The following is an 18132-nucleotide window of genomic DNA, read 5'->3' on the forward strand; positions in this document are numbered from 1 at the left end:
TCCAACGTCATCAGCCGCACGCAAGCAAGATCGGCCCTGCCGTTTTTAAGCTGATTTCCGGAAATCGGCCGTAAAACGGAAAGCATTCTCTTCCATCTTTATAAATGAGAACCACACTGGCGCGGCGATAAAATCTGAATTACCAACGTGATTTACGGCATCTGTATCGCTTTGATTGCGAAAGGGAAATTCTTCTTTGAAGCACAAGAGCAACGAACATCCGTTTTGGGCGTGAAAAGATGAAAACAGGCCAAAAAGAGAGGCAAGCCATTGTGGCTTGCCTCTCTTTTTTAGATGCTTTACCGTTGATTAGCCGTTCTGCTGTCTTCTGGATTGGTGGTCTCTGGCTCCGTCTTTGCCTTTGCGGTTAGCGCGGTTAGCCTGCATTTGCTTGCGGTCAGCTTCGTACTGGGCATATTGCTTTTTGTTCACGATGCTTTTGAACTCTTTTTCCCAATCGGCTCTGAGGCGTTGCATCTGCTCACGGCCTTGCTCGTTGCGGCCTTTGCCTTGGGCAAACTGTCCTTTCAGGCTCTCCAGCTGTTGGGCTTGTTTCAGGTTAAGCTCTTGCAATTTTCTTTCCTGCGACTTGTTCAAACCCAGTTTTTTGGTCAGCATCTCGGTGCGTTTGGTGGCGCGTTGCTCGGGAGTTACCTTGGCGCGTTTGTCATCGCCCCGGCGGAAATCCCCCCGGTCTCTTCTTCCCTGCTCCACGCGGTTCTCCGCGTTTCTGCCTTGTTGCGGCGTAGTTTGGGCGTAAGAAGTTCCGGCTACTGCCAATCCGAGGGCCATCATTGCAACTAACTTTTTCATGATCTTTTAGATTTAGGGTTTACGTTTTTCTGTTTTTTCTCTGGCGATGTCGCCTGCTTGACTTACCATTTGCAAAGCAGATGCCAGAAAACAACCTAAAACCTTCCAATTCCACCAACCGGACAAAGGCAGAAGTGAAACGGACAGTAAAGGCCCGCGAAACGGGCACTATGAAAATGAGCCGTTTTCCGGAAAAGAGCTCCAAAACGGGAAGAGACCTTGGAATAGACGAAAAAATCATGGGGAACGCCTCCTCAGCGCAATGCCAGCGAGGAAGCCTGCACTACGGGATTTTCCTTGGCAGCAGTTATTTACTTCCCAGCCAGGTAAGGAAAAGCGGGCTTTTGGCTTTGCTGATAATGATTTCCTCTGTGAACGGAATGGTGAGGGTGATGGCGAGTTTGCGCCCGAAGTACTGCGATGCCTCCTTGATGGCCTTGTAATGCACCAGGAACTGCCGGTTGGCCCGGAAGAACTGCTGCCCGCAGATGGCTTCCATCTCCTCCATGTTCTGGTTGAGGGTGAATTTGCGTTGGTCGAAGGTGATCGCGTGCGTCACCAGATTCTGCGAGTAACAGACGGCCATCTGGTCCAGCGGCAGCGGAATGATCTTGTCCCGCTGAAACACCAAAACCGACTGCGGTTTCTGCACCAGGCGGGCATCCAATAGCTGCATCAAAGCGTGGTAATCTGATTTCTCTGCTGCGTGGTTTCCCTGCAGCTGCTTGTATTTCTGAAGCGTTTTCTGGATAGTAGCCTGGTTGAAGGGCTTGAGAATGTAGTCAATGCCGTTGGCTTTGAAGGCATCCAGGGCGTACTCATTATAGGCGGTACAGAACACCACCGGCCTGGTGATCTCAACGTTCTGGAAGATCTCAAAACTGAGGCCATCGCCTAGTTGGATGTCCGAGAAGATCAGGTCGGGCTGGGGATTTTCCCGGAAATAGGCCGTGGCCGCTTTCACCGATGCCAGCACGGCCACAATCTGCGCGCCGGGCTCCACCTCCAGCAAGGTATCGGCCAGGTCCTCGGCGGTGAGGGGTTCGTCTTCAATGATGACAATCTTCATGCTACAATAACGTAAGTTCAACCGAGAAATACTGCTCTGCGTCTGTGATGGTGATGCCGTGGCCGCTGATCACCTGGTACCGCTCAGACAGGTTCTTGAGCCCGATGCCCGAGGACGGCTCCAGCGTCTGCTTCGCTTTTTTGTTGTTTCGCACCACAATGGAACCCGGTTCCTGGTACGTGATCTGGATGGTGAGCGGTTCCTCTGGGGTGAAGGCGTTGTGTTTGATGGCGTTCTCCACCAGCAGTTGCAGCGAGAAAACCGGCAGGCTCCTCTGCGAGAGCACCTGGTCCGGCACGTCTATCTGGTACCGGAACGAATCTTTAAACCGCACTTTCTGCATCTCCAGGTAGTCTACGCACAGCTTGAGTTCGTCCTTTAGGGGAATAGTGGTTTCCTGGTGGGCGGTGATGGAGGCCCGGAGCAAATCCGATAACCGCACCAGGTACTCCTCGGCCTCGGGCCGCTGCTTCTTGATGAGCGATTTCAGGGTGTTAAGCGAGTTGAACAGAAAATGCGGCTGCAGCTGGTGTTTCAGGTGCTGGTGCTGCGCGATGGCGTGGTTCATCTTCAGTTCGCTGTTCTCTACCGCAATCTGGGCGCTTTTCCGTTGCAGGATAATTAAATCCATGAGCACGATGATGATGGTGTTGTTGGTGAGGGCCACAATCAACGGGAAAATCCGGAAATGGGGCCCCTCTGCCACCAACAGAATCAGCGCCACGCAGAGGTAGTACGCCACCACGGCCATCAGGAAACTGAGCGCGTACCGGATGAGGTTCTTCGTCTTATCACTTCTATGGAAGGTACTCACCCACTGGTAGAGGTACATGTTCATCAACCAGAGCGACAGCATGAAGCACGTGATGATGGCCCCGGAAACGAAGGCGTTCTCGTCATGCGCCGGAAAAGGGAACTCGCGGGACAGGCGCGGCCTGGGCCGACGATCGTCAAAAAAGAAGGGCTTTCTGGCGTTGATCATCGGGAACTTACTGATCACGCCCCAGGCAACGGAGCTGATGAGCGCAATCTTCCACAGTCCTTTTTTATAGGAATCGGGTTGTATCATCTTTAAAACTACTAAATTCTCCCACATAGGGGCGCGCTCCCGTTTACCGGAATTAGCCGTGAACCCGCCGAATCTGTGGGTTCTAAAGAGCAAACTTCGCCTCTGTAAACGCCCGGCACCAGCCAAAAAGCAGCAAGACAGGCAATTTACCAGGTGAAGTGACTGTACCGGTGGGTGTACTGCCTGCTCCTCTGGTCGCCAACTCGCCTCTTAGTCCAAACATTACGGGGCTTACGGGGTTATGGACTAGAACCTCGTCTTTGCCCGCGGAACCTTGCCGGGCAATGAAGCCGGTTTTAGGCGTGATTTCCTGAAAACGGCCCCAAAACCGAAATCGCTCCGGAGCACGGGACCGGAATCGGCCCGTGAACGTCTGCGGTGATTTTTGACCTCGGAAAGTGACAGACAAAATTTTTCCAAGAATGGAACAGATTTTGCAATTCCCTTCGTTGTAGCTACAATTATCATCATTTAGATGGTTTTTCTGATTTTGTTTACTATATTCAATTATTCGCCGTAGAATCAGATAACCGATCAGGCGTTTACACAAGTAGTAAAATTCATAGAAGGGAGAGACAGGCTCTGTGAACTTCGGGCTTCTTACCAGATAAGGGGCTGATCCTGGGGACTTTTATTTTTAAACCATGACTACCAAAACCGTTTCTTCCATCGCTTCGCTATTGAAAGAGTTGATTTCAAGATTAACTGGCCCTACGCTGCAGCCCATTCCCGTTCCGGTTCGTCAGCAATCGCGCTAAGGAACCGGGCTGAAGCTCGCAGCTGCGGTTCAGTTGAAGCCCTCCTACTGCTATCATTCACCACCATTTCATAAAATAGAATCCCTGCCGTCTCTTGCGGCAGGGATTTTTTGTTTCCACTCCTGCCGAGTGCTCTCCTGCAAGACTTCCTGCATGCAGCGAAGAACCTTTTTCCTGTTTTAGCGGTCTTTTTCCTAAACCAGGCCTAAAACCCACGCTCATCAGCGTAGCGTAGAGCAATCAGAAAGTTCTTCCGCAAGTCAGAAAACACAGGGCTGTTTCAGGGCTGCTTTGGAAAAACGGGCGCTAAACGCCAGTGGAGTTCTATTTCAGGAACCTGTTTAGCTAATCCACAGCAAAATACCATCTCCCTCGGCGTGCTGTCAACAGCCAGCGCAACGGCCGCTGCCGCCGGAGTGTTGGTGAGAACACGAAGAACGAAGCAGATTTGCCTCTGAGAGGAACAAGTCTGTTTTAGGGGCATTTTCGAAAAACCGGGCTTAAAACGCTGCGAGAGGTTTTATCTTGGGCATGTTTCTGCGTTGCGTGCTTCTCGTTCTGCGGATTTTAGTAAATTCCCTGCTTAAACCCCTACCCCATGCACTCCTTCTCAGACCATTCGCGCCGAAGTTTTATCAAGAAAGCTGCCCTGGGTAGTGTGGCAACCCTGGGCATTCCGCAGATTCTCACCGAGGCCTTCGCGGCGGAAAAGCCCAAGACGATCTCCTTCAAGAAAGACAGCGTTCTGCTCTTCCAGGGCGATTCCATCACCGACGCGGGCCGCAAGCGGGAAGACACCGGCTACAACAGCAGTCAGGTATTAGGCAGCGGTTACGCCATGCTGGCCGCAGCCGAGTTGCTGCACACCCACGCCGACAAGAACCTGAAAATCTACAACAAAGGCATCAGCGGATTCAAGGTGTACCAGGTGGCCGAGCGCTGGAATACGGACACGCTGGCCCTGAAACCCGACGTGCTGAGCATTCTCATCGGGGTCAATGACTTCTGGCACACGCTCTCCTTCGGCTACAAAGGCACCCTGCAGACGTATCAGCAGGATTTCAGGGCCTTGCTGGACCGTACCAAACAAGCCTTGCCCGAGCTGCAGCTGGTGGTGGGCGAGCCCTTCGCGGTGAAAGGCATCAAAGTGGTAGATGAGAAATGGTTTCCGGCCTTTGATGCCTACCGGCAAACCGCCCGCGAGATTGCCCAGCAGTTCAACGCCACGTTTATTCCTTACCAGAGCGTGTATGAGAAGGCGCAGAAACTTGCCCCGGGCGTGTACTGGACCTATGATGGCGTGCACCCCACCTTAGCCGGCGCGCAACTCATGGCACAAGCCTGGTTGAAAGCGGTTCAACGTTAAACGCTTTATTTTTCCATTCTATTGATCATTCACTCTTATATAATGAAATACAAAGCTCTTCTTGTAGGTGCCCTGCTTTTTTCGGGCACTACGTTCGGTCAGTCGCTCTCGCTGGACAAAGATGTGACGCAGCAGCTCAACACGGTTCAGCCCGAAGCCCTCAAAGCGCACATCCGGTATCTAGCCGATGATAAATTAATGGGTCGGCTGCCCGGTACGCCCGGCTACCAGATGGCCGTAGATTACGTGGTGCAGGAATTCAAAAAGCTGGGCGTTCAGCCGGGCGGAGAAAACGGCACCTACCTGCAGAAAGTGAGAATCAGGCGGGCTTACACGGGCAAAGACGCCACTCTTGCTTTCACCTCGGCCCAAGGCGTCAAAGCGTTGGTACAGGGCACTGATTTTGCCATTTACCCCAATCCGCAGAACCCAACCGTTACCCTGAATGCTCCGCTGGCCTTCGCAGGCTACGGCATCACCGCCCCCGAAGTAGGCTATGACGATTACGCGAATCTGGACGTGAAAGGCAAGGTGGTGGTGATTCTGCGCGGGGCGCCCAAGAATTTCCATTCCACCATTGCCGCCGCCAGCATGCATTTCTCCACCATTCTGCAGAATGCCGTGAACCACGGCGCGGTAGGCGTGATCATCGGCAACAACCAGCCGCAGGCTAAGGTGCCCAACCTGAGCCGCGGCGCCAACAGCGTGATGGCCGCGAACGGAAAAGTGGCCGCCTCAGGCTCCTTTGTCTCTGACCAGTCCCAACTCCTCGCGTCTATCAACGCCGCCACTTTTCATTCCCTGCTGCAAGGCGCGGGCCTGGACACCGCTCAGGTGGTGGCGAAACTGCAAAAAGGTACGCCTTCATCGACCTCCTTACCCGCCAACGTGCAGGCCAAGTTCACCTCTACCTATCAGGACTTCGATTCTTATAATGTTGTGGGGAAAATCACCGGCTCAGACGCTACCCTGCGGAATGAGTATGTGGTGCACAGTGCCCACCTGGATCACATGGGCATCAGCACGCCCGTGAAAGGCGACTCTATTTATAATGGTGCGCATGACAATGCCTCTGGGGTAGCCAGCGTGCTGGAAATCGCCAAAGTCTACTCGCAGTTGAAGCAGAAGCCCAAGCGTTCCCTCCTGTTTGTTTTAGTGACCGGCGAAGAGATGGGTTTGTTGGGCTCGGCTTACTTTGCCCGGTACCCCACGGTGCCTAAAGAAAAGATTGTAGCCGACATCAATACCGATATGCCCACCATCATTGCTCCCCTGCTGTCAGCGGTGGCGCTGGGGGCTGAGCATTCCTCGCTGGCGCAACCCGTGGCAAAGGCCGCCGCTCACCTGGGCATTGCGGTGGAAGCAGATCCGGAGCCAGACCAGAACCGGTTCATCCGCAGCGATCAGTTTAGTTTCGTGAGCCAGGGCATTCCGGCTTTGCACATCAAATACGGGAACAAGACCAAAGACGGGCAAAACAACCTGAACAAGCAGGTAGAAGTATGGCGCGCCGAGTTCTACCACAAACCCCAGGATGAACTGAACGACAGCTTTGACTTTGAGGCGGGCAAGCGCTACGTGCAGCTCAACTTCCTCATCAGCTACCAGGTGGCCCAGGCTGCCCAGCGCCCCACCTGGAACGCGAACGATTTCTTTGGCGGGCGTTACCAGAAGTAAGCCTCGTCACCTCTTCCTACATCCTGCTTTGGGGCCGTTTTCGTGAAAACAGCCCCAAAGCAGGATGTATGCCGTTCAGCGGGATTGTAAACCCAATAACAATTTGATATATCAGAACATCCATTCATCCTTACATTCCACAAACAACTCATAATCAATCGGTAAGCATTGGTTTACTAGCAACAAATCAACCCTTCGAAAATATAGTTAATTTTTAGTTCTCAAAATTATGAACTAAAGAAACTAACACATACCTTTGTGCTGTTCTTAAACAAATGAAAGGAACCATCGTGGCAGAATTAACACAAGAACAAAGACAACTAATTGAGAAAATGGGCATTTACCATGAGCAGCAGGGCTTTCCGCCCGTGACAGGCCGCATCATGGGGTTGCTATACGTTACCGACAGGCTGCACCTGAGCTTTGAAGAGATTGTTGAAACGCTGCATATCAGTAAAAGCGCTACCAGCAATGCCCTTCAGCTTTTACAGCAGATGCACCTGATAGAATACACGACCTACTCCGGAGACCGGAAACGGTACTTTGGCGCTCTCCTGGAAAACTGGCATGAAGAGGTCTTGAACAAAATGGAATCTATCTTGGGTTTAAGCAAACTGCTTCGGCAAGCCAATGAACTGCGGGGCGATGCAAACCCCACCATGAACCAGAAAGTAACGGAGCGGATTGAGTTTATGGAATTCCTTTCCAGAGAAGTTCCGGCCCTCATGTACAAGTGGCTCCAGGTGAGAAAAGGCTAATTTTTTTACCCAGTTAGTTCTTTTAATTCTGAACTAATTATATAGACAAAAACCAATTAATTAAAGTAAAACCGTGAATAAGAAGCATTTCCTACTGAGCCTCCTGCTCACCTTAGTGGCGAGTTTCAGTTATGCGCAAACCCAACCACAGGGCAAAGTACTTACGCTGAAAGACGCGTTGACTTTTGCCGCCGCCAATAACATTGGCGTAGCCCAAGCGCAATTGGATGAGCAAAGCGCTGAATACCGAATCAAGGAAACTAAAGGCTCTGGCTTACCGCAGTTAACGGGAACCGGGCAATTGAGCATCTATCCGTCTATCCCTACCCAGCTTTTGCCCGGGGAAATCATTGGACAGCCCGGCACTTTTGTACCGGTGCAGTTTGGTACCAAGTACAACGCCAACGGCGGGGTGGAACTCTCCCAGCTGATCTTCAGCAAATCCTACTTTGTAGGTCTGGAAGCAGCGCAAACCACCCGTGACCTGTACCGCCTGCGCACCCAGATGAACAGAGAAGACGTCATTTACAACGTGAGCTCGGCTTATCTGCAGGCGCTGCAAACCAAGGAGCAGTTCAGCACCATTGAGGCCAACTACAACCGCCTGGTGCAGCTGGAGAAAATCCTGACGCTGCAATACAAGAATGATTTCGCCAAGAAGGTAGATGTGAACCGCATCACGGTAAACAAAACCAACCTGGAGAACCAGCGCCAAACCCTCGCCTCGGCGTATGAGCAGCAGAAAAACGCCCTTAAGTTCTTCATGGGCATGCCCTTGGAGCAGCAGTTTGAGATAGAAGACTCTACGACCCTGGCAAATACGGCACTTCCGCTTACCTCCAACGCCAGCGAGATTCTGGCCCAACGCGCCGACTATCAAGCGCTGGAAACCCAGAGAAGACTGTATGGCCTGAACGTGGAGAACATCAAAGGCGGCGCTTTCCCTACTTTGGCGGGTTTTGGTCAGTACACCTACAACGCCCAACGCAGAGAGTTCAACTTCTTTGACACCAGCCAACCTTGGTTTAAGACCTTTGTCCTGGGCGTGCGTCTGAACATCCCCATCTTTGACGGCTTTCAGCGCAAGAACCAGGTGAGACGGGCGCAGATTGACGTGAAAAAGACCGAACTGGACATGCAGAACCTGGCGCTTAACACCCAACTGAGCCTGGACAATGCCCTCCAGCAGATCAATACGAGCCAGTTAGCCATTCAGAACCAGGAACGCAACGTGCAACTGGCGCAAGAGGTGTATGATACCACCAACCGCTTATACAAAGAAGGCCTCTCGCCTTTGACAGATTTACTCGAAGCGGAAGTGAGCCTGAGAGAGGCCCAGACCAACTTGAACAACGAACGCTTAAAATATAAAATCTCGCAGCTGAACTACATCAGAGCCCGCGGCGAATTGAAAAACCTAATCCAATAACACTTTTCGGTACACTCTAAAAAAATGAAAAAACTGATTTATATCCTGGTTGCTGTTCTGCTCATTGGTGGGGTGGCTTATACCCTGAACAAGAACAAAAAGGAAATGACCGAAGCTGCTGCCGTGGCCGAAATCAAAAGCGAAGCCATTCCGGTAACCTTAACCGAGGTTCAGAATGCCAAGCTGGACAAGTCGTTCACTGCGCAAGGGAACTTTAGACCGGTGCAAAGCTTAACCCTGATGGCCGAAGTCTCTGGCCAGATCCAGCGCGTGTACAAACGCAAAGGAGACAAAGTAAGAGCCGGTGAGGTATTGATTCAGGTGGAAGACAACACCAGCAGTGCCAACTTAGCCACCGCTCAAGCCAACTATCAGAGAGCTCTGAAAGACCTGGAGCGCATGAAAAACCTGATTGCCGGTGATGCGGTGACCAAACGCCAGTTGGAAGAGGCGCAAATCAACGTGAATTCCACCCGCGCCCAGTTGGTAGCCGCCCGCCAGAACCAGTCCAATGCCCGCGTGACCGCCCCTATCAATGGCGAGATCAACGAAATGTACATTGAAGTAGGGTCTTACCTGAACGCCAATGCCAGCACCAAGCTGTATGACATTGTAAACGTTGACCGTCTGAAACTGAACGTGAAAGCCTCTGAAGCCGAAGTGCTGTTGATCAACCGTGGTCAGAAAGTGAAAGTGACCGCCAACGCTGGCGGGGCCCAGGAATACGAAGGTACCGTGACCGCCATTGGTGCCGCCGCTGACGCCAGCCTGAAGTTTGACGTGGAAATCGAGGTGAAGAACACCGCCAATAACAACTTGCGTGCCGGTATGTACGGTACGGCTTTCTTCCCGGTAAATGCGCAGCGTGATGCCCTGTTGTTACCACGTGAAGCCATTGTGGGAAGTATCCAGGACCCAAGCGTGTGGGTGGTGAACAATAACAAAGCCAACCTGCGCAAAGTGAAAGTAGGCGTGGTCACCCAAGACCAGGTAGAGATCCTGGACGGCGTTCAGCCCAATGAGAAAATAGTGCAGAGTGGCCAAATTAACCTGCGTGAAGGTATTCAGGTGACCGCCCTTAAGTAATAAGTACCTTTTCTATATACTGAAGACGTTTAGAAAATGAACATAACCAAATTATCCATACAGCGGTCAACCTTGGTGGTGGTGGTCTTTACCGTCCTTACCCTGCTAGGTGTTGTCTCCTACAATTCCCTCAACTACGAGTTGCTGCCAAAGTTCAGCCCTCCGGTGTTGACCATTACTACCCTGTATCCGGGGGCTTCACCCAATGAGGTGGAGAACTCCGTGACCAAAGAGATTGAAGATGCGCTTTCTGCCCTGGAAAACGTGAAAGAGATGAAGGCCACCTCCTTAGAGAGTTTCTCCATCATCACCATCCAGCTGAACCAAGGAACCAACGTAGACTTGAGCTTGCAGGACGCGCAGCGGAAAATCAACGCCATTCTGGCCCGTTTGCCCGAAGACGCAGATCCGCCCACGCTGAACAAGTTTGACTTTGACGACTTGCCCATCATCAAGATGGGAGCCACGGCCAACATGCCGGCCACGGAATTCTTCGATTTGATTGAAAACAAAATCAAGCCTGAACTTTCCCGGGTGCCGGGTATGGCCCAGATCAAAATCCTGGGTGGTGCTGAGCGCGAGATCAAGGTGAATATTCAGGCTGATAAACTGGAAGCCTACGGCATCTCCATCCTGCAGGTGCAACAACGCATCAAGAACTCTAACCTGGACTTCCCTACCGGTAGAATCAAGAACGAGAACGGACAGACCCAGCTCCGCTTGTCAGGTAAATACCAGGACTTGAACCAGCTCCGCAACTTGGTCATCAAAGACGATCAAAACGGCGTGGTTCGGCTGTCAGATTTAGCCGAGGTGCAGGATACCCAGAAAGACGTAGATGTATTGAGCCGTATCAACTCCAAAGCATCCGTGGGTATCACTATCCAGAAGCAGTCAGATGCCAACGCCGTGGAGGTGAGTGCCCAGACCAAAGCCGCTTTGGCTAACCTGGAGAAAATCTACGAGAAGGAAGGCCTGAAATTCAACATTGCCTCAGACAGCTCTGACTTTACCCTGGAGGCCGCTGACTCCGTGATCCACGACTTGGTGATTGCCGTTGTGCTGGTGGCTGTGGTGATGCTCTTGTTCCTGCACTCGCTGCGTAACGCCGTAATTGTAATGGTGTCTATTCCGGCTTCTTTGGTGGCGACTTTCATTGCCATGTATCTGCTGGGCTTCTCACTTAACTTGATGTCCTTGCTGGCGCTCTCGCTGGTGGTAGGTATTCTGGTGGATGATGCCATTGTGGTGATTGAGAACATTTACCGGCACATGGAAATGGGTAAAAACCCGGCGCAGGCCGCCTATGACGGTATCAAAGAAATCATGGCCACGGTTACTTCCATCACGCTGGTAATTGTGGTAGTGTTCGTGCCGATTGCCTTGTCCACCGGTCTGGTATCTGACATCTTGCGGCAGTTTGCCGTGGTAGTGGCCGTAGCGACAATGATTTCGCTCTTCGTAGCCTTCACCTTGATTCCGTTGCTGGCCAGCCGTTTCTCCAAACTGGAGCACGTCTCTGACAAGAACATGTTCGGGCGGTTCATTCTGAGGTTTGAGCGTTTGCTAGACAAAATCATTGAAGGTTTTACCGGTGCGCTGAAATGGGCATTCAACCATAAGTTTATCACGCTGGCGGCCACGTTCCTGCTTTTGATCGCTTCGTTTATGCTGATTCCTTTCGGGTTCATCGGGAACGAGTTTATCCCGGCGGGTGACCGCGGGGAAGTGAGCTTGCAGTTAGAATTACCTAAGAACGCCACGGTAGAGCAAACCAACTTCGCCACGAAACAAGTGGAAGAGTACCTGAACGGTATTCCGGAAGTAACCCGGGTGTTTACCACGGTAGGTACCACGGCTTCGTCACAGCAAGGACAGACTTCTGCGTACCAGGCCGAACTATCTGTGACGCTGGTAGACGTGAAAGAGCGGACGTTCAGTACTCAGCAGTTCAGCCGTCAAGCCAAAGCCGATATTGAGAGTAAACTACCGAACGTGGAAGTAACCCCTGTACCGGTAGGTCTGGTAGGAAACGCCCAGGCACCTATCCAGGTGGTGTTGTCCGGTTCTAACATTGACACCTTGATCTCCTTCTCCCAACGTGTTACCAAACTGGTGGAAGGCGTGGAAGGAACCGTTGACGTGGAAGTGTCTGTGGAAGGCGGTAACCCTGAGATTGAAGTAGTGGTGGACCGTGATAAGATGGCCAGCCTTGGCATGACCCTGGAAAACGTGGGTGCCGGTATGCAGATGGCCTTCTCCGGTAACACCGACGCTACCTTCCGTTCCGGCACCGAGGACTATGACATCAACATCCGTCTGGATGAGTTTGACCGCCGCAACGTGACCGATATCGCGAACCTGTCTTTCGTGAACAACCAAGGCAAAGTGGTTCGTCTGGGTCAGTTCGCTGACATCAAGCAATCTACCGGTCCGTCTCAGTTGGAGCGTACCAACCGGGTTACCTCGCTGAACGTGAACTCGCAGGTAATCGGTCGTCCGTCTGGTTCCGTGGGTGCCGATATCCAAACCAGAATGGCTGAGATCAAAGTACCCAACGGCGTGACCATTGACTACGCCGGTGACTTGAAAAACCAGAGCGAAGGTTTCGGTACATTGGGAGTGGCCTTGCTGGCCTCTATCATCTTCGTGTACCTGATCATGGTGGCCCTGTATGACTCGTATGTGTATCCGCTGGTGGTATTGTTCTCCATTCCGCTCGCGATCATTGGAGCCTTGCTGGCCCTGGCCCTGGCCGCCCAGTCTCTGAGTATCTTCTCTATCCTGGGTATTATCATGATGATTGGTCTGGTAGCCAAGAACGCCATTATGGTGGTGGACTTTACAAACCAGATGAAGAAGGAAGGTCACCACGTGAAAGACGCCTTGCTGGAAGCGGTGAGAATCCGTTTCCGCCCGATCCTGATGACCACCCTGGCGATGGTGATTGGTATGTTACCGATTGCCTTGGCCGGTGGCTCCGTAGCCGCGACCAAGAACGGTCTGGCCTGGGCCTTGATTGGTGGTCTGAGCTCGTCCATGTTCCTGACCCTGATTGTGGTTCCGATCATCTACTATGGCTTTGACCGTATTCTGGCCAAGTTTGGCTGGGACAAGCAAACCGAGATTGTTCTGATTGACAAGACCGCCGAAGAGTTGGAGCGTGAAACTGCTGAACTGGAAAGCAAGAAAGAAGGACACGGCCACCCGGCCATGGCTTAAAGAGTACATTACCACCTGAATAATGAATGATGAAGAAAGACGGGCGCATCTTGCGCCCGTTTTTATCACTTTCTCTTATGATACCGCCAGAAATAGCAGATAAACCGGGGACTGTCGTACATTTGTACCTACAATTATCTTCTGCTCTTCCGGGGTCCAACGCAAACAGCTCCACAGGAAACCAGACCTTGATTGCACCAACCCGTTATCTGTCCATTAAAGCAGCTTTTTATAGTAAACGTTTACCAAATCGTATGATAGCCTTAGCCAAGCCTTCCGTTAGCCAGAAGGTTCTACATATTATCAGCCAAGTGAGTGAAATCAAGCCTTCAAGGCTTAAGACTTCCTCTCACCTCAACAAAGAATTCTCCCTTGACAACCTGGATGTGGTCAACATCATCTGGGAACTGGAGAAGAGCTTTAAAATTGTGATTCCGGACGAAGTGCCCCTGAATACCGTGGGAGACTTCGTGGAGATTGTGTCAACCCAAACTGAGAAAAAAGGATAGTTTTACCAAAACAGGCTAAAAACCGGATGCGCTGTCGTCTGGTTTTTAGCCTCTTTTTTTGAAAGCGAGCCCAAAACAGCTTCCCCTTTCCACCGGTACTGATCACTGCTTCTCCCCCTCCTGTTTGATCTCCGCCCGATAGCGCTTACACCCCCTTCTTTTCCGCTTTAAACCAGTTTTTTACCAGGCACGCACTATCGTAAAGGATACCAGATAATAGTTGACTTGGTCAACTATTCTTCCCACCTTTGCTGAAGTAAAAGGAAAAGAAATGAACGAAGCCTCACATCTGGGTCTACTGATTGCCAGAACCGGTTTGGTGCTGGGCAAAGCCGTAGAAAGGGAATTTGAGAACGCAGGGCTGGAGCTTTCTTATCAGCATTTTATCTTCCTGAACCTGCTGTCTAAAAACAACAAACTCATTCAGCAAGACCTCGCCGACATTGTAAAGATTGACAAGTCTGCGGTGTTGCGGGTGATTGCCGCCCTGGAGGAAAAGAAACTGGTAGAGCGAACGGGTGACACCTGTGACCGAAGAAAAAAAATGCTCCACCTTACCACCGGAGGAAAGACTTTATTAAAGCAGGCATTACAGATAGAGAACAAAGTGAACACCAAGATGCAAGCAGGTTTAACCAAAGAAGAAGTTTCCACTTTTATCAAAGTAGCTTTGCACTTACGGGATAATATTTAAAATTTTTTATATATTTAGTTGATAAAATCAACTAAAATAGAAGGAATAGCTGATAAATCTATAAAATCCATAAAAGCTGATCCCCTATTCTTCCCCACGTTTCCTTGGAGAAACTGTTTAAGAAATTCTGCACGTGCGGCTATTAAGAGACTTGTAACTGTCAAGTAACATGACAAAAAAATTAAGCGAAAAACTGGCGAATCGGGAGATGGGTGCTACCGAGCAAGCCGTGGAGGCGGCCAGAGATTCAGGGGCTTATCCTTATTTCAGATCCATTGAATCTGCGCAGGATACCGAGGTCATCATTGATGGCAAAAAAGTGTTGATGTTTGGCTCCAATTCCTATCTGGGCCTCACCAACCACCCTAAGATTAAGGAATCCGCCAAGCAGGCCATTGATGATTACGGCACCGGCTGCGCCGGCTCCAGGTTCCTGAACGGCACCCTGGACATCCACCTGGAACTGGAAAGAAGACTAGCCGCTTTTGTGGGCAAAGACGCAGCCCTGGTGTTCAGCACGGGTTTTCAGGTGAATCTGGGCGTGATTTCTAGCTTAACCGGGCGCAACGACTACATCCTGCTGGATGAGTTCAACCACGCCTCCATCATTGACGGCAGCCGCCTCTCCTTCTCCAAAGTGCTCAAGTACAAGCACAACGACATGGAGGATTTAGAGCGCAAAATCAGCAAACTGCCCGCCGAAGCCATCAAACTGATTGTGGTAGACGGCATCTTCAGCATGGAAGGTGATTTTGTGAAGTTGCCGGAGCTAGTAGCCATTGCCCAGCGGTACGGCGGCAGCATTATGGTAGACGACGCGCATAGTTTAGGCGTGATTGGCGAGCGCGGCGCCGGAACCGCTTCCCACTTCGGCCTCACGGACAGTGTGGACCTGATCATGGGAACGTTCAGCAAGTCGCTGGCTTCCTTGGGTGGCTTTATCGCCGCAGACCATGCCACCATCCAGTACCTGAAGCACCACGCCCGTTCGCTTATCTTCAGCGCCAGCATGTCTCCGTCTTCGGTAGCTAGCACCTTAGCCGCCCTGGACATCATAGAAACTGAACCCGAGTGGATGGAACGCCTGTGGGCCAACACCCGCTACATGACCCGGCTTTTACAGGAAGAAGGATTTGAGTTAGGCCCCACGGAGTCGCCCATCATTCCTATTTACGTGCGGGACAACCCCAAAACCTTCCAGGTCACGAAACTCCTGCAGGACAAAGGCATTTTCGTAAATCCGGTGGTTTCGCCGGCGGTACCAGCAGACTCTACCCTTATCCGGTTGTCAGTGATGGCGACCCACACGTTTGCGCAGATAGAGGAAGCCGTATCCAAGCTGACCGAGTCGTTCAAGGAACTGGAGATCAACCTTAAGCAAGAAGTATATGTGGCAAGTACTGCCCGTTAATTCTAAGTCACAGCTCAAAGCTTTTATAGACTTTCCGCATGCGCTTTTCAAGGGTGATCCTAACTACGTGCCGGAGCTGTTTATCGCCCAGCGCGATCTGCTCACCCCCGGAAAGCACCCGTTCCATGAGCACTCCACGGTGCAGCCGTTTCTCGCTTATGAGGGAAACAAGGTGGTAGGCAGAATTGCCGCCGTGCTCAACCGGAACCACAACCAGACTAATCATCAGAATGATGGCTTCTTTGGTTTTTTTGACTGCATCAACCATCAGGAAGTAGCCAACCTGCTGTTTTCGCAGGCGGCCAAGTGGCTGAAGGAACAGGGCGCCGAAACCATGATCGGTCCGGTGAACCCGTCCACGAACGAAACCTGCGGCCTGCTGGTGGAAGGGTTTGACTCTCCGCCGGTGGTGATGATGACCTACAACAAGCCTTATTACCTGGACTTGCTGGAGCGCGCCGGCTTAACCAAACAGGTAGATTTGATTGCCTACCAGTTCACCGAGCACTACAACGAGCGCCCCTTCCGGATGACGAAAATCCTGGAGGAAAGGCTGGAGCGGAAAGGCATCAAGATACGGCCCATCAACCTGAAGAAATTCAAGGAAGAAGCCGCCAAGCTTCGGGAGGTGTATAACCAGGCTTGGGACAAAAACATGGGGTTCGTGCCCATGACGCCGCAGGAGTTTGATTACATGGCCAAAGACCTGAAAATGATCCTGGACCCGGACTTCTGCATGGTGGCCGAGCACGACGGGGAGATTGTGGGTTTCTCGCTGTCGGTCCCGGACATCAACCAGGTACTGATCAACGTCAAGAACGGACGTCTTTTCCCCACGGGCCTTTTGAAGCTCCTTTTCCAAAAGAAGAAGATAAACGGCCTCCGGATCATTGCGCTGGGCGTGCTGGAGAATTACCGGAAGTTGGGCATTGAAGCCTGTTTCTATGGCCACGCCATGGAGGAGTTCAAAAAGAAGAAAATGAAGGTGGCCGAGGCTTCCTGGATTCTGGAGAATAACACCCTCATGAACCAGGGCCTTTTGAACATGGATGCCAAACCCTATAAAAAATACCGCATCTACGAGAAAGCGATATGAAGGAACGAGTACTGATAACGGGAGCCAGTGGTTTTGTTGGCTACCACCTGGTAGAAGCGGCCGTGAACGCGGGACTAGAAGTCTTTGCGGCGGTGCGGCCTTCCAGTGCAGTAGACCACCTGCTGCCGTTCCCCATCCAGTACACGCACCTTGATTTCGCCAGTGTTACCGCCCTGCGGCAGGAGTTGGAGGCTAAACAGTATACCTACATCATCCACGCCGCCGGAATCACCAAAGCGAAAGATGCCCAGGAGTACAACCGCGTCAACGCCGACTTCACCCGGAATTTGGGAGTGGCCGCCGCGCAGGCCGCTATCCCGCTGAAGAAATTTGTCTTCATCAGCAGCCTGGCCGCTTTGGGGCCGATTTCCTATAAAGAGGCCAAAAGTATTACGGAGGAGAATGAACCCAAACCCGTCACCAATTACGGTCGCAGCAAACTTCTGGCGGAACAATACCTGGCGGGCATCCAAAACCTGCCGCTGGTGGTGTTGCGCCCTACGGCGGTCTACGGTCCCCGGGAGAAAGACATTTTCATTCTTTTCTCCACCCTCAGCAAAGGGCTGGACCCTTACATCGGCAGAAGCAGCCAACGACTGAGCTTTGTCTATGTGAAAGACCTGGCTAAAGCAGTGCTGCAGGCCTTGACTTCTGAGATGAGCCGGGGCAGCTACAACGTGTCAGACGGCAACAGCTATGACCGGTACGCCCTGGCGGATCTAAGTAAAAAAGTTCTCCGGAAGAAAGCCCTCCGGGTGCACCTGCCCCTGCCGCTGGTCAAAGGAATGGCCGTGCTGTCTGAGCTGTTTGCCGGAAGTAAAACGCCGGCCCTGAACCGGGAAAAGCTCAGCGAACTGGTGGCCGAGAACTGGAACTGCAGCATTGCGCGCATTCAAAGAGATTTAAAGTATGCCCCTGAATATGACCTTGAGAAAGGTTTGTCCCAGACGCTTCAGTGGTATAAAGTAAATAAGTGGTTATAAATAATTGATTTACCTTAACTAAGTTACAAATGGAGTATCAAGTGAAAGAGGCCAGCGGCAAGCTGGGGATCCTGATGCCGGGCCTGGGCGCGGTGGCGACCACGCTGATCGCCGGGGTGGAATCGATCAAGAAAGGGTTTTCACAACCGGTGGGCTCCCTGACCCAAATGGGCCGCATCCGGCTGGGCAAGC

15 protein-coding genes are annotated in these 18132 nt (G+C 51.8%); 12 read left to right on the top strand and 3 right to left on the bottom strand.

The window, feature by feature from the left end:
• Positions 1–309: 309 nt before the first annotated feature.
• The 3 genes from H7U12_RS06655 to H7U12_RS06665 form a co-directional block, all read right to left on the bottom strand.
• Positions 310–813, bottom strand: coding sequence for a DUF4890 domain-containing protein (locus H7U12_RS06655; protein WP_186634883.1), 504 nt, complete (start codon positions 811–813; stop codon positions 310–312).
• A gap of 307 nt (positions 814–1120) precedes the next feature.
• Positions 1121–1882 carry a LytR/AlgR family response regulator transcription factor gene (locus H7U12_RS06660; RefSeq protein ID WP_186634886.1) on the bottom strand — a complete coding sequence of 254 codons (762 nt, stop codon included), beginning with the start codon at positions 1880–1882 and terminating at the stop codon, positions 1121–1123.
• Between the two features lies 1 nt (position 1883).
• A complete protein-coding gene (locus tag H7U12_RS06665; RefSeq protein WP_186634889.1) occupies positions 1884–2951 on the bottom strand; it encodes a sensor histidine kinase in 1068 nt (355 codons plus the stop codon).
• 1356 nt (positions 2952–4307) lie between these two features.
• Between H7U12_RS06665 and H7U12_RS06670 the strand changes: the two genes are divergently transcribed.
• The 12 genes from H7U12_RS06670 to H7U12_RS06725 form a co-directional block, all read left to right on the top strand.
• Positions 4308–5075, top strand: coding sequence for an SGNH/GDSL hydrolase family protein (locus tag H7U12_RS06670; protein WP_186634891.1), 768 nt, complete (start codon positions 4308–4310; stop codon positions 5073–5075).
• A gap of 42 nt (positions 5076–5117) precedes the next feature.
• Positions 5118–6752, top strand: coding sequence for a M28 family peptidase (locus H7U12_RS06675; RefSeq protein ID WP_186634895.1), 1635 nt, complete (start codon positions 5118–5120; stop codon positions 6750–6752).
• A gap of 275 nt (positions 6753–7027) precedes the next feature.
• The gene (locus tag H7U12_RS06680; RefSeq protein ID WP_186634898.1) at positions 7028–7510 is read left to right on the top strand and encodes a GbsR/MarR family transcriptional regulator; all 483 of its coding nucleotides are present in this window, start codon (positions 7028–7030) and stop codon (positions 7508–7510) included.
• A gap of 73 nt (positions 7511–7583) precedes the next feature.
• Positions 7584–8939, top strand: coding sequence for a TolC family protein (locus tag H7U12_RS06685; protein ID WP_186634901.1), 1356 nt, complete (start codon positions 7584–7586; stop codon positions 8937–8939).
• A gap of 24 nt (positions 8940–8963) precedes the next feature.
• Positions 8964–10025: an efflux RND transporter periplasmic adaptor subunit gene (locus tag H7U12_RS06690; protein WP_186634904.1), complete on the top strand. Its 1062-nt coding sequence runs from the start codon at positions 8964–8966 to the stop codon at positions 10023–10025.
• A gap of 36 nt (positions 10026–10061) precedes the next feature.
• Entirely contained in the window at positions 10062–13247 is a 3186-nt protein-coding gene (locus H7U12_RS06695) for an efflux RND transporter permease subunit (protein WP_186634907.1), read from the top strand.
• A gap of 26 nt (positions 13248–13273) precedes the next feature.
• Positions 13274–13756 carry an acyl carrier protein gene (locus tag H7U12_RS22605; protein WP_241749199.1) on the top strand — a complete coding sequence of 161 codons (483 nt, stop codon included), beginning with the start codon at positions 13274–13276 and terminating at the stop codon, positions 13754–13756.
• 271 nt (positions 13757–14027) lie between these two features.
• Positions 14028–14450, top strand: coding sequence for a MarR family winged helix-turn-helix transcriptional regulator (locus H7U12_RS06705; RefSeq protein WP_186634910.1), 423 nt, complete (start codon positions 14028–14030; stop codon positions 14448–14450).
• Positions 14451–14619: 169 nt separating this feature from the next.
• Positions 14620–15861, top strand: a complete 1242-nt coding sequence (spt, locus tag H7U12_RS06710) for a serine palmitoyltransferase (RefSeq protein WP_186634913.1) — start codon at positions 14620–14622, stop codon at positions 15859–15861.
• Entirely contained in the window at positions 15839–16957 is a 1119-nt protein-coding gene (locus H7U12_RS06715) for a hypothetical protein (protein WP_186634916.1), read from the top strand. The genes spt and H7U12_RS06715 overlap by 23 nt, the downstream gene beginning before the upstream one ends.
• Positions 16954–17940 carry an NAD-dependent epimerase/dehydratase family protein gene (locus tag H7U12_RS06720; RefSeq protein WP_186634919.1) on the top strand — a complete coding sequence of 329 codons (987 nt, stop codon included), beginning with the start codon at positions 16954–16956 and terminating at the stop codon, positions 17938–17940. Before H7U12_RS06715 ends, H7U12_RS06720 begins: the two co-directional genes overlap by 4 nt.
• 74 nt (positions 17941–18014) lie before the next feature.
• Positions 18015–18132 (top strand): inositol-3-phosphate synthase (locus H7U12_RS06725; protein WP_241749061.1); only part of this gene is annotated, 118 nt, incomplete at its 3' end.

This window comes from Rufibacter sediminis (genome assembly GCF_014269285.1).
In the GTDB taxonomy this organism is placed as follows: domain Bacteria; phylum Bacteroidota; class Bacteroidia; order Cytophagales; family Hymenobacteraceae; genus Nibribacter; species Nibribacter sediminis.